The sequence below is a fragment of the Saccharopolyspora gloriosae genome (genome assembly GCF_022828475.1).
Lineage (GTDB): Bacteria > Actinomycetota > Actinomycetes > Mycobacteriales > Pseudonocardiaceae > Saccharopolyspora_C > Saccharopolyspora_C gloriosae_A.
Genome location: NZ_CP059557.1, coordinates 5,281,025 through 5,294,882, shown reverse-complemented (window position 1 = coordinate 5,294,882; position 13,858 = coordinate 5,281,025). Strand labels below are relative to the sequence as shown.

Here is a 13,858-nt window from a genome sequence, read left to right as displayed (position 1 = left end):
GCGGCCGAAGGCCGTGCCTTGCGGCGAAGCCGTGCCTGGATGTGCGAAGCACATAGGCCACGTCGAAAAAACGACCACCGGCGGGTTCTCAGTGGCTTCCTCGCGAGGACGGCTTTTTCCCTCGTGGCGGAGCCACTTGGGAAAAAGATCCCGCAGCGAGGAAGCCACTGAGGTTCCGCTACCCGACCACCTCAAAAAACCGACCGGATCAGGACCCGACCGTATAGCTAGGACTGAACTCCACAGGTAGCGCGGCGAGTCCGCGCATCCACACCGACGGCAGCCACACCAGCGCATCCGGGTTGGCGGCGAGCCCCACGTCCGGCAGCCGGTCGAGCAGCACCTCGATGGCGATGCGGGAGATCACCGCACCGATCTCCGGCCCGGGGTGCGGGCAGCCGTGCTCGCCGTGTCCGAAGGACATGTGCGCGTTGTTGCCGATGGAGTCGGAGTACGCGTCGGGCCGCACCTGCGGGTCGGTGTTGGCGGCGGCGAATCCGAGCACCAGCATGTCGCCGGTGTGGATGCGCTGCCCGCCGAGTTCCGTTTCACGGGAGGCGAATCGGCCGATGAAGTTCTGGGTGGGGGTGTCCTCCCAGAGCACTTCGTTGAGGGCTTGGCCGATGGAACGCCGCCCGCCGGCGAGGGTGACGGCGAAGCGCTCGTCGGTGAGCATCAGGCGGATCGCGTTGCCGATCCAGTACGCCACCGGCTGCTGCGCCGCGGTGAGCACGACCAGCAGGTCCTGCAGGATCTCTTCCTCGGTCATGCCCGCCGGGTGCACCAGCAGCCGCGAGGGCAGGTCCGCGCCGGGGTTCTCCTTCTTGCGCTCCACCAGCCGCTGCATCCGCTCCTGGATGCGCTGGTAGGCGCCGACTCCGTCGTCGCTGGCGACGGTGTCGGTGAGGTCCTGCCCGAGCTGCGCGGCTTCGTCGTCGCCGAGCCCGAACAGCCGGGCCATCACGCGCAGCGGCATCGGGTGCGCGAACTGCGCCATCAGGTCGGCTTCGCCGCTGCCCGCGAACGCGTCGATCAGTTCGTCGGCGATCTGTTCGCAGATGCTGCGCAGTTCGAACTGGTCGACTTCGTCGAGGGATTCGCCGATGGCGCCGGTGCGCCGCTGGTGTTCGGCTCCTTCGGTGAACATCAGCGAGGGCTGGTAGCCGACGAACGCCATCAGGGACCAGTTCTCCGGTACGCGGTCCCACGCGTTCCAGCGCCGGGTGTCGCGCGCGAACAGCTCCGGGTTGCTCTCCACCTGGTGGATTTCCCGGTAGCCGAGCACGAGCCACGCCGGCACGTCGCCTTCGAGCCGCACGGGTGCGACCGGCCCGTACTCGTTGCGCATCTGCCGGTACAGCTGAGCCGGGTTCTGCTGGAACCGCGGGCCGTGCATGGCGATGGGCTCTTTGCCCACCGGGCAGCCTTGCGGCGTGGGATCGGTGGTCGGCCAGATATCTGGATTGGTCATAGGGAATGAAGCTCCCGGGTTTCCGTTCGGACAGGGAGTAACGACCTGGCGACCGATGCACATCGGGACGCGGTGTCGGCCGTGCCCCGATGAGGTCGGATCACCGGATGTCGCCAGGTGACGTCGGCACGCCCGGCCGCTCGGTCAGCGGTGCGGTCTCGTTGCCGACGACGGATGACGGCATCCGTGGCTCGCCAGAGCGCCAGGTGAGCGGCCGGGTGACCGGCCCACCTGGTTGACGAAGGGCGAACCTGTCGTCGCTTGTCTCTGAAGTCTCTTCAGGATGATCTTGCGGTCGGTGTCTTGTCAGCGGTTGCCCCGCTGAGCAGTGACCGGCTTGGGCAAGACGACCACCGGCGGGTTCTCAGTGGCTTCCTCGCGCGGACAGCCCATTCTGAGCACGGAGCTACTTGAGAATGGGATTCCGCAGCGAGAAAGCCGCTGAGAACCCGCTACCCGACGCACTGCGCAGCTCACTCTGATAGGGCTCCTAATCGCCGATGACGTAGCTGGGGCTGAATTCGACCGGTAGTTCCATCAGCCCGCGCATCCAAACCGAGGGCACCCACTGCAGGTCGTGCGGCGGTACCCGCAACCTGACGTCGGGCAGCCGGTCCATCAGCACTTGGATCGCGGTGCTCGCCATGGTTTCGGCGAGCAGCGGCGCCGGATCCGGGCAGCCGCGGTCGCCGGTCCCGAAGGACAGGAACGCGTTGTTGCCGACGTTGGCCGCGTAGGTCTCCGGCCGGATCCGCGGGTCGGTGTTGCCCGCCGCGAGTCCCAGCACCAGCATGTCGCCCGCCTGGATGAGCCGGTCGCCGAGCTGGGTGTCCCGCGTGGCGAACCGGCCGATGTAGTTCTGGGTGGGGGTGTCCTCCCAGAGCACTTCGTGCAGCGCGTGCCGGATGGAGCGCCTGCCGCCGGTGAGAGTGACGGCGAAGCCCTCGTCGGTGAGCATCAGGCGGATCGCGTTGCCGATCCAGTGCGACACCGTCTGCTGCCCGGCGGTGAGCACCGTGACCAGGTCTTGGACGAGGGAGTCCTCGGCCAGGTCCGGATCGCCTTCCCTCCACCGGCTGATCAGGTCGGCTCCGGGCAGTTCGCGCTTCTGCCGGACGAGCCGCCGGATCCGTCGTGCCACCCGTTCGTGCGCGGCGGTGCTGTCGCCGTCCCGCACCGACTCGACCATGTCCTGGAGCAGGTACAGGGCGTCGTCGCGCGACATCCCGAACCCCCACGCCAGCGCGTAAAGCGGGAGTTGGTAGGCGAACTGCGAGATCAGGTCCGCCGTACCGGTCGTCGCGAACGCGTCGATCAACCGGTCGGCGGTGGTCTCGCAGTACCTCTGCAACTCGAACTGATCGACGCCGCTGAGGGCGGTTCCGAAGGTCCGGACCCGGTGCCGGTACTCGTCGCCTTCCGCGAACCCCATCGTCGGCTGGTGCTGCACGAAGGCGCGCAGCGACCAGTCCTCCGGCACCTGATCCCACGCGTTCCATCGCCTGGAGTCGCGGGCGAACAGGTCGGAGTTGCCGCAGACCTGGCTGATCTCGCGGTAGTCACCGACGAACCAAGCCGGTACCCCGCCTTCGAGCACGATCGGGGCGACCGGGCCGAACTGCGCCCGAATCTCCCGGTACAGCTCGGCCGGGTTCTGGTGGAACCGGGGGCCGAACAGTTCGATCGCGTCGGCCCGATCACGTCGGGCCTCCTGGTCGCTCTGCGGCCAGGCTTCGGCGGTGGGACCCGGCGAGCTCACGATCTGGCCCCCTGCGGGGCCGTGGCCAGCGTGTACAGGTGGTTCACCAAGGTGATCAGCACGTTCTTGCTGGACGCCCGATCCCGTGCGTCGCAGTCGATCAGCGGGATGTCCTCGGGCAGCGACAGCGCGTTGCGCACGTCGTCGAGCCCGTGGCCGTGGTCGTCGAAGTTGTTGCGCGCGACGATGAACGGCATCCCGTGGTGTTCGAGCCGATCGATGGCGTACCAGGAGTCCTCCAGCCGCCGGGTGTCGACGAGCACGACCGCACCCAGCGTTCCGGAGAACAACCGGTCCCACAGGAACCAGAACCGCTGCTGCCCGGGGGCGCCGAACAGGTACAGCACCCGCTCGGCGTCCAGGCTGATGCGGCCGAAGTCGAACGCGACCGTGGTCGTGGTCTTCTCCCGGACGGCGCTGGCGTCGTCGACGCCGAGGCTCGCCTGGGTCATGGTCTCTTCGGTGCTCAGCGGACGGATCTCGCTGACCGACCGGACCATGGTGGTCTTACCCACCCCGAAACCGCCCACGACGACGATCTTGAGCCCGTCACTGGCGGTGCTGCGCAGCGGTGCGCTCGTGGGGTCAGAGGTTGTGGAGTCCAACGAGAACCTGCTTCAAGATGTCGGGGTCGGGCAGTTGTGCCTTCTTGCCTGCCGGCGAGGAGGTGGGGTGGCGTGCGGTGATCCGGTTCGTGTCGAGCAGGTCGCAGAGCAGGATCTTCACCACGCCGACTGGCATGCCCAGGTGCGAGGAGATCTCCACGACCGCCATCGGTTGCCTGCACAGCTGCAGGATCCGGATGTGTTCGGACTGCATGCCCGGAGCCGGGTCGCACTCGCTGACGATGAGCGTGACGAGGTCGAGGGACTCTTCGTTCGCCCTGCTGCGTCCCCCGGTGACGGTGTAGAGCCGGTCCGGATCTTCGTTGTCGAGGGGCCGCCAGATCATGACAACCCGCTCGGCTGGGCTTGGCGGGGCGGAGCGCTGAGGTATTCGCCGATCTGCTCGACGAGCTCGTTCATGTTGTGCCCGATGACGCCGACGTCGGCGTCCTCGTCGGCGAGCACGGCCAGGTGCGCGCCTTCACCGGCTTCGACGATGAACAGCAGGCCGCCGTGGAACTCGGTCATCGATTGCCGGACACCGCCGCTGCCGTCGCCGAATTCGACGGAGGCGCCGTAGGAGAGGCTCTGGATGCCGGAGGCGATCGCGGCGAGCTGGTCGGCCTGGTCGATGGTCAGCCCGGGGGAGTGGCAGACCTTCAGCCCGTCCTTGGAGAGCACGACGGCGTGCTTGGCGCCAGGAGTGCGTCCCAGCAGGTTTTCCAGCAACCAGTCGAGATTGTGGTCGTTGGTCATCAGGGTGTCGGGGTTCCGGTATGGCCGGGTGGCCCCTGCCTCCATTCTTTCTCGTCGGCAGATTTGTCAGCGCGCGTCGTCTGACCCGGACTGCGAGCTCTCGCTGGGCCGGCTCGCCTGCCGGAACGCGCCGAAGCGGGCGCCCGCGTTCGGTCGGGGCCGGGCGGGGCGGGTGGTGGGGTGTTCTCGTCGTCGGATCCGGAGACCAGCGACGGGGAGGCGGCGGCCAGCGTCTCGCCGCGGCGGCGCTTCGGAAGGTTCTGCAAGGTCGCCTCCGAGTTCTGGACCTGAGCCGCGGGCTGCTCGTCGAGGTCCTGCCGGGTCAACGTGCCGGTCGCGGTGGCGGTGCCCGCGGGCGTCGCCACGGAGCTGAGTTGCGCGGGCTGCGCGGTGCCGCTCACGGTGCGGGTCGGGAGGGTGAACTCCTCCTGCTTGCGCGGCTGGGTGATCAGCTTGCGCGGGATCATCACGATGACCCCGGTGCCGCCGCGCGAGGAGGGCCGGAACGACACCGTCAGCCCGTGCTTTCGGGCGAGGCAGCCCACGACGGCCAGGCCGAGCCGGGTGCCGTTGAGCGTGGTGAGGTCCAGCGGTTCGGTGCCGACGGCGTGCACGGCGCGCTTCATCGCGGCCTCGCTCATCACCAGGCCGCCGTCTTCGATGGTGACGATGACGCCGGAGTGGACTTCTTCCACGTAGACGTGCGCGAGTTCGGACGGCGGGGAGAAGCTGGTGGCGTTGTCCATCAGTTCGGCCAGCGCGTGCATGACGCCTTCGGCGGCGTAGCCGACGATGGCGACGGTGCTGGTGGAGTGCAGCCGGACGCGCTTGTAGGCGGCGATGCGGCCGACGGAGCCGCGCAGGATGCTCTCCATCTTGATCGGCTTGGTCCAGCGACGGCCGGACCGGGCGCCGGTGAGCACCGCGATGCTGTCCGCGAGGCGGCCGGCCTGCGCGGTGGTGTGGTCGAGTTCGAGCAGGTCGCCCAGCACGGATTCGTCGTGCCGCTCTTCCATTTCGCGGAGGCTGGCGAGCATGTTCGTCGACAGCGCCTGCATGCGTCCGGCGGCGTTGGCGCAGGCGAGCATGGCGGCGGAGCGGGCGCGTTCACCCTGGCCGATCTCCTGCCCGAGCGCGCGCAGGATGCGCTGGTGCGTCGGGTTGCGCGGGTGGTCGATCTCGGCCAGGGCGGTGTCCACGGAGGACCCGGCGCGCAGCCGGGTGACCAGTGCGGGCAGGGTCTCGTCGGCCAGCTTCGCCGCTGCACCATCGGCCTTCTCGGCGCGGGTGCGGTAGAAGGAGGCGTTCTGCAGGCCCCAGCTGGCTAACGCGAGAGCGATGCTGATCAGGCCTGCGGCGATGCCGGTGCTCCACGCGACCAGCGCGGTCGCCGAGTCGGGGCTCGCCAGGGCGGCCCAGGTGCTCAGCGCCGCGGTCACGACCCCGGAGATCAGCAGTACCAGCAGGGAGCGGGCGAGATGGCGGCGTTTGGCCGCGGATTGTGTGTGGGTGGGTGCTGACATCAATCAGGTCCTCGTCGCGGTCGGTGGCACTGGCCTGCGCACCGCGGGCGCTCGGCGGTGCGGTGGGGGAGTCGCGCGGGAGGTGTCCGGCCGGGCCGACACCCGGCCACCCTCGATTCGGCTTGCTCGGTGAGATCCCGCTGATCTCCCCTGGGCTGGCGATGCTACTCACTCTCCGGGGGCCGAAAACACCGGTAGGTGATCTCGGCTGGTGGAGTGCGTGTCCCGGATATGGGTATGACGCGGTGGGCTGCGTGGGCGTCATTCCGGCGAGTATCAGGATATGTGACTTTCGGGTGAGCCCGGTTCCACGTTCGGGGGTCAGCCGATCCATGGTTCTGTTATCCGTTCGTAAGTTCCATCGTGCTGGCGCAGGTGCAGCCACTCGTTCACGAACTGCTGGAACACCACGTCGCCGCGCGGCAGCAGATAAGCCTTCTCCTGGAAGGTGAACGGCTGATCAGGGTGCACGGCGCAGAGTTCGGGGTGTTGCCGCGCCTGCCATTTGGTCTCCGCGCCGTCAGTGATCATGAGATCGACGCGGCCGTTGCGGATCTCCTCGAAAATCGTGTTGTTGTCGGGATGCGGAACAATATCCGCGCGGTGCAACTTCTCGCGTGCGAACTTTTCGTTGGTGCCACCGGGGTTCACCACCGCGCGCACGCCGGGACGATCGATCTGCTCCAGCGTCTGGAATCGCGCGGCGTTCTCGCATCGGGTGATCGGAGTCTTGCCGTCGACGACGTACGGCTCGCTGAAGAACGCCTCCTTCGCGCGCTTCAGCGTCACCGACACGCCGCCCGCCGCGATATCGCACCGCTGCGGGAAATCCGCGCTCAGTGACTCCCAGGTCGTCGCCACGATCGTGGCGCGCACGCCGAGCTCCCCGGCGAGATCGCGAGCCATGTCGATGTCGATGCCGCTCCAGGCACCGTCCGCATCGCGATAGGTGAACGGGCGGTAGTCCCCGGTGCTGCACACCCGGAGTTCACCGCGCTCCACGACTTCGTCCACTCTGGACTGAGCAGTCGCTCCGGCGGCGTCCCGGCCGGATTCCGGCGGCGCGCCCGAATCGGCGCAGCCGGTACCGCAGAACCCGATCGCCACGGCCGCCGCGAGCACGGCGGATTTTCTTGCCCACCCCATGTTCGTCCTTCCGGCGATCCCGCATCAGTGCGGGCGCCCGGGCAGACTAGCCGAGACGCTGGCCCATTCGTCCATCAAGATCGGTCCAGCGGCTCAGGTGCGCACTGCTCCACTTTCAGCAACCGGATGCGGCCGGATGCGGACTACCCGGGTGTGCTGCGACTCAGTGGTTCAAGCGCAGCAGGAAGTCCCGCCAGGCGCCCGAATCGAAACTCAGCAGCGCCCCTTCTGGATCTTTGGAGTCTCGAATATCAACCCCGACCCCGGTCATCCGCGCTTCAACGCAACTGTTGTTGTTCGGGCCGCTGTAGCTGCTCTTGAACCAGGTTCGGGAAGGGAGGCAAGTGTCCCTCGCTTCGCGGGTCACCGGCCTATCCGATCCAGGAAGCCCCGCCATAACGAGAAGTTGAAGCTCAGTAGCCCGCCATCGGGATCTTTGGAGTCCCGGATGTCGATGCCGTGGCCGGTGATCCGCGCTTCGACGCAGCTGTTGTTGTTCGGGCCGCTGTAGCTGCTCTTGAACCAGCCCTGCTCGTCGGCTCTGCTCATGTTCCAAGGTCCTCCGCATGCTTGGTGATGAGGGCGCGGGACTCGTCAGGGCCGAGTGCGACGGCGCGCAGCTTGTCGAAAGCGTGCGAGCACATCTCTACGTCTGGCTGATCAACGAGGTATACGCCTCCGCCGATGAAGGTTGGCTGGTGAGCGATGTCAGCGGCAACCCCTCCGAACCGGATGACTTCGAGGTTGCAGCCGAGTAGCGGGTGGCCGGTTGCTGCTAGTGGCGCAACTTGCATCACCACATGTGATTGCTGGTCAATGACTTCGGCCAAGTGGATGAGCTGCGTTCGCAGCACATCGGTCCCGCCCACGGGTCGTCTGATCGCGGCCTCCCCGATCACGAACCAAATGCGCGGCGCGTTGTCCTGGAGAAGAAGGTCTTTGCGCTCCATGCGGAACTTGACGCGCGCTTCGACGTCGTCCTCGTTGTCTCTGAACGCTGCAGGCCTGCCGAAATCGACAACGGCACGCGCGTAGTCCTCGGTTTGCAGTAGCCCTGGGATCAGCTCTCCGTCGAAGTAGAGGATCTCCGTCGCGTCCTGCTCGTGGTCGCTGAGCCTGCGGAAGGCGCCGGGCATCGCGTCGGAATACATGCGTCGGGGCTGGCGCTGCCGTGCGATCTTGGCGAGCTCGGCCATCTCGGCGGCGTCCTGCCGAACCGTGGTCAGGTCCATGTAGGACGGCCGGGCCGTGGTGCTGTTGTCGTAGCCGACGACCGAGAGGTCGTCCGGGGCGCGGATCCAGGCTCGGATGAGGGGCTGCAACAACCCGTTGGCGCACTGGTCGTTGTCCACCACGACCGCCGTCGGGCGGTGGCCGCGCTCCAGCAGCGCGCGTCCGGCGCGCGCCCCGGAGTCGGCGTAGTCGCCGGGGAGGACCTTCACATGCCCGGCCAGGCCGAGCACGCGCATGGCCGCCCGATAGCCGTCGCGGCGTGCCGCGGAACCGGGCAGTTCGCCGCCGTCAACGTGGAGGACGTCGCGGTGGCCGAGCTCGACGGCCGTGCACGTGCCGTGGGCCGCGATGGTGCTGGGCGCGGTCGGGTTCGGCGTGACCGCCCCGCTCCAAGTGCTGATCATGCAGAAGGTCGGCGGGGTGCCGGTCCACGGCCGCCCGAGCCGCAGCGTGCTCAGGGGCGGCTTTCGCGCCAGCGGTTCGTGATCGGGAGGCGCCGGTCGCGGCCGAAGGCCTTCAGCGTGATCTTCGTGCCCGGCGGGTACTGGCGGCGCTTGTACTCCGCGCCGTCCACCATCCGGATCACCCGCTCCACCAGCTCCGCGTCGAACCCGTCCGCGACCAGATCCGAATAGTCCCGATCACCCGCGACGTACCCGTCCAGCACCGCGTCCAGCACCTCGTACGGCGGCAGCGAATCCTGATCCGTCTGATCCGGCCGCAGCTCCGCCGAAGGCACCTTCGTGATCGAGTTCTCCGGGATCGGCGGCACCTCGCCGAGCTTCTCCGCCTCCGCGTTGCGCCACTTCGCCAACTCCCACACCAGCGTCTTCGGCACGTCCTTGATCGGCGCGAACCCGCCGACCGCATCGCCGTAGATCGTGGAATAGCCGACCGCGAGCTCCGTCTTGTTCCCCGGCGCCAGCACCAGATGACCGTGCTGGTTCGACATCGCCATCAACGTGATGCCCCGGCACCGGGCCTGCACGTTCTCCTCCGCCAGCCCCGTCAACCCGAGCGGCCCCACGAACGCGGCGACCATGTCCGCCACCGGCCGCTCCTCGAAGTGGCAGCCCAACCGGCGGGCCAGCTCCGCCGCATCCGAGCGCGAGTGCTCCGAGGAGTAGTGCGACGGCATCGACACCCCGTACAGGGCGTCCGGCCCCACCGCGTCCGCGGCCAGCGCCGCGCACACCGCCGAGTCGATGCCACCGGAGAACCCGAACGTCACCGACCGGAAACCGCTCTTGTGCACGTAATCCCGCAAGCCCGTCACCAGCGCCGCCCACACCTCGGCGAGCTCCGACAGCGGCTCCGCGTTCGGCGGAGCGGGCAACGGCTCGTAGGCGGGCAGCGGCTCGGGCTGCAGCACCGTGCGGGTCACGTCGAACGCGGGCATCCGGATCCGGCCCGGCTGCTCCGGCACCGTCGTCGACGTGTGCCCGCCCGCGGGGGTGTCCAGGTCCACCACCAGCAGGTGCTCGGTGAACTGCGGAGCCCGCGCCAGCACCTCGCCGTCGGCGGCCAGCACCATCGAGTCGCCGTCGAAGACCAAGTCGTCCTGCGCCCCGACCATGTTCACGTACGCGATCGGCGCACCCGCCTCGGCTGCCCGTCGCGCGACCAGCGGAACCCGCACGTCGTCCTTGGAGCGCTCGTAGGGCGAGGAGTTCACGCACACCACGAGGTCCACGCCGACCTGGCCCAGCGCGGCCACCGGGCCGCCGTTCTGCCAGATGTCCTCGCAGATCACCACGCCGATGTCCAAGCCGTGCAGCTTCACGATCGGCAGGTCGAAGCCCGGCGCGAAGTACCGGGCCTCGTCGAAAACGCCGTAGTTCGGCAGGTGGTACTTGTCGTAGGTCGCGACGACCTCACCGCCGAACAGCAGCGAAGCGGAGTTGCGCAGCCCCTCGTCATCGCGATCCAGGTGGCCGACGACGACCAGCACGTCCCCGCAGCCCGCCTCCCGCAGGTTCACCGCCAACGCGTCGATCGCGGCGCGGTTCGCCGCGGCGAACGACTTGCGCAGCGCCAAGTCCTCCACCGGATACCCGGCGAGCACCGACTCGGGGAAGGCCACCACGTGGGCGCCCTCCTGCACCGCTTTGCGCGTCCAATCCAGGACCATCGCCTTGTTCCCGGCGATGTCCCCGACGATCGCGTTGACCTGGGCTAGAGCGAGACGCAGCTGCGGCATGAACGTCATCTTCGCGCACCCACCTGACGAAGTCCCACCGCCCGTGACGAAGCCGACGCTGAACGCGTGACACCATCCCCCGAATGAGTCGCTTGCTGACCGCTGGATGCGCGCTGTTGCTGCTCAGCGGCGCCGCCGCCTGCGCCACCTCGCCATCCAGCGGACCGCTGCTGCAACCGCGCACCGAACGCAGCGGCCCGGCAGGCGCGGTCCCGGCGGGGTTGGAGGAGTACTACGGCCAGGAGCTCTCCTGGGGACCGTGCGCCGACTACGCCACCAGCAGCGCCGACCAGGGCGTCTTCCAGGACCGGGCATTGGAATGCGCGCAGCTGCGGGTGCCGCTGGACTACGAGCAGCCGCAAGGCCGCCAGATCAGCGTCGGCGTGCTGCGCAAACCCGCGACCGACCCGGACGGCCGCATCGGCTCACTGCTGATGAACCCCGGCGGACCCGGCGCCTCCGGCATGAGCGCCGCAGCCGGTCTCGGCCCCACCCTGGAATCCACCGAACTCGGTGAGCGCTTCGACCAGATCGGCTTCGACCCGCGCGGCATCGGCGCCAGCGAACCCGAGGTCCGCTGCCTCACCGACCGCGAATGGGACGCCGACCGGCTCGACTCCGACGCCGACACCTCACCCGAAGGCACCGCGGAGACCGAACAGGAAGTGCGCGACTACACCGGAAAATGCGTGCAGCGCACCGGGCAGGACGTGCTCGCCCACGTCGGAACCCGCGACGTCGTGCAGGACATGGACGTGCTGCGCTCCGCGCTCGGCGACCCGAAGCTGACCTATCTCGGTTACTCCTACGGCACCCGCATCGGCTCCGAATACGCCGCGCGGTTCCCCCAGAACGTGCGGGCGATGATCTTGGACGGCGCCATCGATCCAGATCAGGACGCCATCGAGCAGCAGGTCATGCAGGGCGCAGGCTTCCAGCGCGCCTTCGAGTCCTTCGCCCAGTGGTGCGCCGGGCAGAACCACTGCGCCCTCGGCACCGACCCGTCCCGAGCGGTCTCGGCGTTCCAGGACCTCACCCGCCCGCTGCTGCAGAACCCCGCGCAGGCGGGCGACCGGCAGCTCTCCTACACCGACGCCACCACCGCGGCCATCCAAGCGCTCTACGCGCAGAGCATGTGGCCCGCGTTCAACACCGGTCTCAACGAACTCGCCCAAGGCCGCGGCACCGTGCTGCTGACCCTCGCCGACTCCTATTACGGCCGCGAGACCAACGGCTCCTACAGCAACATCACCGACGCGTTCAACGCCGTGCGCTGCGTCGACGACCCCCGCGTCACCGACCGCAACGTGTTGCGCGAAGCCGACCGCCGCTACCGCGAAGCGGCCCCGTTCCTCGACGACGGACTGCCCGCCAACAGCGCGCTGGACATGTGCTCGTTCTGGCCCGTTCCCGTCACCGGCCAGCCCGGCCGGCCCCAGGTGCCCGGCCTGCCGCCCACCCTGGTGGTCTCCACCACCGGCGACCCGGCCACGCCCTACGACGCGGGCGTCCACCTGGCGGAGGCGCTGCGCGGCAGGCTGCTCACCTTCGAAGGCAACCAGCACACCGCGTTCCTCCAGGGCAACTCCTGTGTGGACGACGCCGGGATCGACTACCTGACCGAGCTCGAACTGCCCGCGGAAGGCACCCGGTGCGACTGACCGACCACCCCGCCCGGCGGCGGCGCACGAAGGTAACCAGGACTCAACACGCACGGTCGGGCGCTTCGGGAACCGCAGGAATTAGGCTGCGGGCATGAACCGCCAGCAGGAGTTCGTGCTCCGCACCCTGGAGGAACGTGACATCCGCTTCGTGCGGCTGTGGTTCACCGACGTCCTCGGCATCCTCAAGTCCGTGGCGATCTCGCCCGCCGAACTGGAAGGGGCCTTCAGCGAGGGCATCGGGTTCGACGGCTCCGCCATCGAAGGATTCTCACGCATCTACGAGTCGGACATGGTCGCCAAGCCCGACCCGACCACGTTCCAAGTGCTGCCCTGGGAGACGGCCGACGGCGAGCACTACTCGGCGCGCATGTTCTGCGACATCGCGATGCCCGACGGCTCCCCGTGCTGGGCCGACCCGCGCCACGTGCTGCGCCGCACGCTGTCCAAGGCCACCGAAGCGGGCTTCACCTGCTACGTGCACCCCGAGATCGAGTTCTTCCTGCTGAAGAACCTGCCCACCAACGGGACCGAACCGAAACCCGCCGACTCCGGCGGCTACTTCGACCAGGCCAGCCACGACGCCGCCCCGCACTTCCGGCGCAACGCCATCGAAACGCTCGAAGCGATGGGCATCTCCGTCGAATTCAGCCACCACGAAGGCGCCCCCGGCCAGCAGGAGATCGACCTGCGCTACGCCGACGCCCTCACCATGGCCGACAACGTGATGACCTTCCGCTACACGGTCAAGGAAGTCGCGCTCATGCAGGGCGTGCACGCCTCCTTCATGCCCAAGCCGTTCACCCAGCAGCCCGGCTCCGGCATGCACACCCACTTCAGCCTGTTCGAAGGCGACCAGAACGCCTTCTACCACCCGGAGAACCCCTACGAGCTCTCCGACACCGGGCGGGCGTTCGTCGCCGGAATCCTCACCCACGCGCGCGAGATCAGCGCCGTCACCAACCAGTGGGTGAACTCCTATAAGCGGCTCATCGTCGGCGGCGAAGCGCCCACCGCGGTCTGCTGGGGACACGCCAACCGCTCCGCGCTGGTGCGGGTGCCGATGTACTCGCCGGGCAAGTCGTCCTCGCGGCGCGTCGAGGTCCGCAGCCCCGACTCGGCCTGCAACCCGTACCTGGCGTACGCGGTGATCCTCGCTGCTGGATTGCGCGGCGTGGAGAAGGGCTACGAACTGCCGCCCGCCACCGAGGACGACGTGTGGTCGTTGACCGAAGGCGAACGCAAAGCCGCCGGATACGCGAGCCTGCCGCAGAACCTCAACGACGCGCTCAGCGAGATGGAGAACTCCGAGCTGGTCGCCGAAACCCTCGGCGAGCACGTCTTCGACTTCTTCCTCCGCAACAAGCGCAACGAGTGGGATTCCTACCGCAGCCGCGTCACGCCGTACGAGCTGCAGAGCCTGATGCCGATGTTGTGACCGGGCTCAACCGATCTCGTGGGGTCAGGTCGTGGGCACCCGGAGGGTGGGGCGATAGGTTCGCCC

At 68.4% G+C, this 13,858-nt stretch carries 13 protein-coding genes; 2 read left to right on the top strand and 11 right to left on the bottom strand.

Annotation, left to right across the window (positions count from 1 at the left end):
* Window positions 1-208: 208 nt before the first annotated feature.
* From H2Q94_RS23080 to H2Q94_RS23030, 11 genes are all read right to left on the bottom strand, one after another.
* Window positions 209-1,396 (bottom strand): cytochrome P450, encoded by a 1,188-nt coding sequence (locus H2Q94_RS23080; protein ID WP_243795876.1) that lies wholly within the window; start codon window positions 1,394-1,396, stop codon window positions 209-211.
* A 565-nt stretch (window positions 1,397-1,961) separates the two neighbouring features.
* Window positions 1,962-3,230 (bottom strand): cytochrome P450 family protein, encoded by a 1,269-nt coding sequence (locus tag H2Q94_RS23075; protein ID WP_243789271.1) that lies wholly within the window; start codon window positions 3,228-3,230, stop codon window positions 1,962-1,964.
* A complete protein-coding gene (locus tag H2Q94_RS23070) occupies window positions 3,227-3,835 on the bottom strand; it encodes a GTP-binding protein (protein WP_243789270.1) in 609 nt (202 codons plus the stop codon). Before H2Q94_RS23070 ends, H2Q94_RS23075 begins: the two co-directional genes overlap by 4 nt.
* Window positions 3,816-4,181 (bottom strand): DUF742 domain-containing protein, encoded by a 366-nt coding sequence (locus H2Q94_RS23065; RefSeq protein ID WP_243789269.1) that lies wholly within the window; start codon window positions 4,179-4,181, stop codon window positions 3,816-3,818. The genes H2Q94_RS23070 and H2Q94_RS23065 overlap by 20 nt, the downstream gene beginning before the upstream one ends.
* The gene (locus tag H2Q94_RS23060; RefSeq protein ID WP_397545375.1) at window positions 4,178-4,591 is read right to left on the bottom strand and encodes a roadblock/LC7 domain-containing protein; all 414 of its coding nucleotides are present in this window, start codon (window positions 4,589-4,591) and stop codon (window positions 4,178-4,180) included. Before H2Q94_RS23060 ends, H2Q94_RS23065 begins: the two co-directional genes overlap by 4 nt.
* A complete protein-coding gene (locus H2Q94_RS23055) occupies window positions 4,591-6,114 on the bottom strand; it encodes a sensor histidine kinase (RefSeq protein WP_243789268.1) in 1,524 nt (507 codons plus the stop codon). Before H2Q94_RS23055 ends, H2Q94_RS23060 begins: the two co-directional genes overlap by 1 nt.
* A gap of 321 nt (window positions 6,115-6,435) precedes the next feature.
* Window positions 6,436-7,260 carry a transporter substrate-binding domain-containing protein gene (locus H2Q94_RS23050; RefSeq protein ID WP_243789267.1) on the bottom strand — a complete coding sequence of 275 codons (825 nt, stop codon included), beginning with the start codon at window positions 7,258-7,260 and terminating at the stop codon, window positions 6,436-6,438.
* 163 nt (window positions 7,261-7,423) lie between these two features.
* The gene (locus H2Q94_RS23045; protein ID WP_243789266.1) at window positions 7,424-7,627 is read right to left on the bottom strand and encodes a DUF397 domain-containing protein; all 204 of its coding nucleotides are present in this window, start codon (window positions 7,625-7,627) and stop codon (window positions 7,424-7,426) included.
* The gene (locus H2Q94_RS23040; RefSeq protein WP_243789265.1) at window positions 7,624-7,809 is read right to left on the bottom strand and encodes a DUF397 domain-containing protein; all 186 of its coding nucleotides are present in this window, start codon (window positions 7,807-7,809) and stop codon (window positions 7,624-7,626) included. Before H2Q94_RS23040 ends, H2Q94_RS23045 begins: the two co-directional genes overlap by 4 nt.
* Window positions 7,806-8,897: a Scr1 family TA system antitoxin-like transcriptional regulator gene (locus tag H2Q94_RS23035; protein WP_243789264.1), complete on the bottom strand. Its 1,092-nt coding sequence runs from the start codon at window positions 8,895-8,897 to the stop codon at window positions 7,806-7,808. The genes H2Q94_RS23040 and H2Q94_RS23035 overlap by 4 nt, the downstream gene beginning before the upstream one ends.
* 50 nt (window positions 8,898-8,947) lie before the next feature.
* Window positions 8,948-10,693, bottom strand: coding sequence for an NAD+ synthase (locus H2Q94_RS23030; RefSeq protein WP_243789263.1), 1,746 nt, complete (start codon window positions 10,691-10,693; stop codon window positions 8,948-8,950).
* Between the two features lie 83 nt (window positions 10,694-10,776).
* Between H2Q94_RS23030 and H2Q94_RS23025 the strand changes: the two genes are divergently transcribed.
* Window positions 10,777-12,354 (top strand): alpha/beta hydrolase, encoded by a 1,578-nt coding sequence (locus H2Q94_RS23025; protein ID WP_243789262.1) that lies wholly within the window; start codon window positions 10,777-10,779, stop codon window positions 12,352-12,354.
* Window positions 12,355-12,448: 94 nt separating this feature from the next.
* Window positions 12,449-13,792: a type I glutamate--ammonia ligase gene (glnA, locus tag H2Q94_RS23020; protein ID WP_243789261.1), complete on the top strand. Its 1,344-nt coding sequence runs from the start codon at window positions 12,449-12,451 to the stop codon at window positions 13,790-13,792.
* Window positions 13,793-13,858 lie beyond the last annotated feature (66 nt).

Bases quoted from the DNA above. Each gene is read 5' to 3' on its own strand.
- H2Q94_RS23060 (WP_397545375.1), bottom strand. From the start codon at position 4,591: ATGACCAACGACCACAATCTCGACTGGTTGCTGGAAAACCTGCTGGGA.
- H2Q94_RS23050 (WP_243789267.1), bottom strand. From the start codon at position 7,260: ATGGGGTGGGCAAGAAAATCCGCCGTGCTCGCGGCGGCCGTGGCGATC.
- H2Q94_RS23030 (WP_243789263.1), bottom strand. From the start codon at position 10,693: ATGCCGCAGCTGCGTCTCGCTCTAGCCCAGGTCAACGCGATCGTCGGG.
- glnA (WP_243789261.1), top strand. From the start codon at position 12,449: ATGAACCGCCAGCAGGAGTTCGTGCTCCGCACCCTGGAGGAACGTGAC.
- H2Q94_RS23080 (WP_243795876.1), bottom strand. From the start codon at position 1,396: ATGCACGGCCCGCGGTTCCAGCAGAACCCGGCTCAGCTGTACCGGCAG.
- H2Q94_RS23035 (WP_243789264.1), bottom strand. From the start codon at position 8,897: ATGATCAGCACTTGGAGCGGGGCGGTCACGCCGAACCCGACCGCGCCC.
- H2Q94_RS23065 (WP_243789269.1), bottom strand. From the start codon at position 4,181: ATGATCTGGCGGCCCCTCGACAACGAAGATCCGGACCGGCTCTACACC.
- H2Q94_RS23055 (WP_243789268.1), bottom strand. From the start codon at position 6,114: ATGTCAGCACCCACCCACACACAATCCGCGGCCAAACGCCGCCATCTC.
- H2Q94_RS23025 (WP_243789262.1), top strand. From the start codon at position 10,777: ATGAGTCGCTTGCTGACCGCTGGATGCGCGCTGTTGCTGCTCAGCGGC.
- H2Q94_RS23040 (WP_243789265.1), bottom strand. From the start codon at position 7,809: ATGAGCAGAGCCGACGAGCAGGGCTGGTTCAAGAGCAGCTACAGCGGC.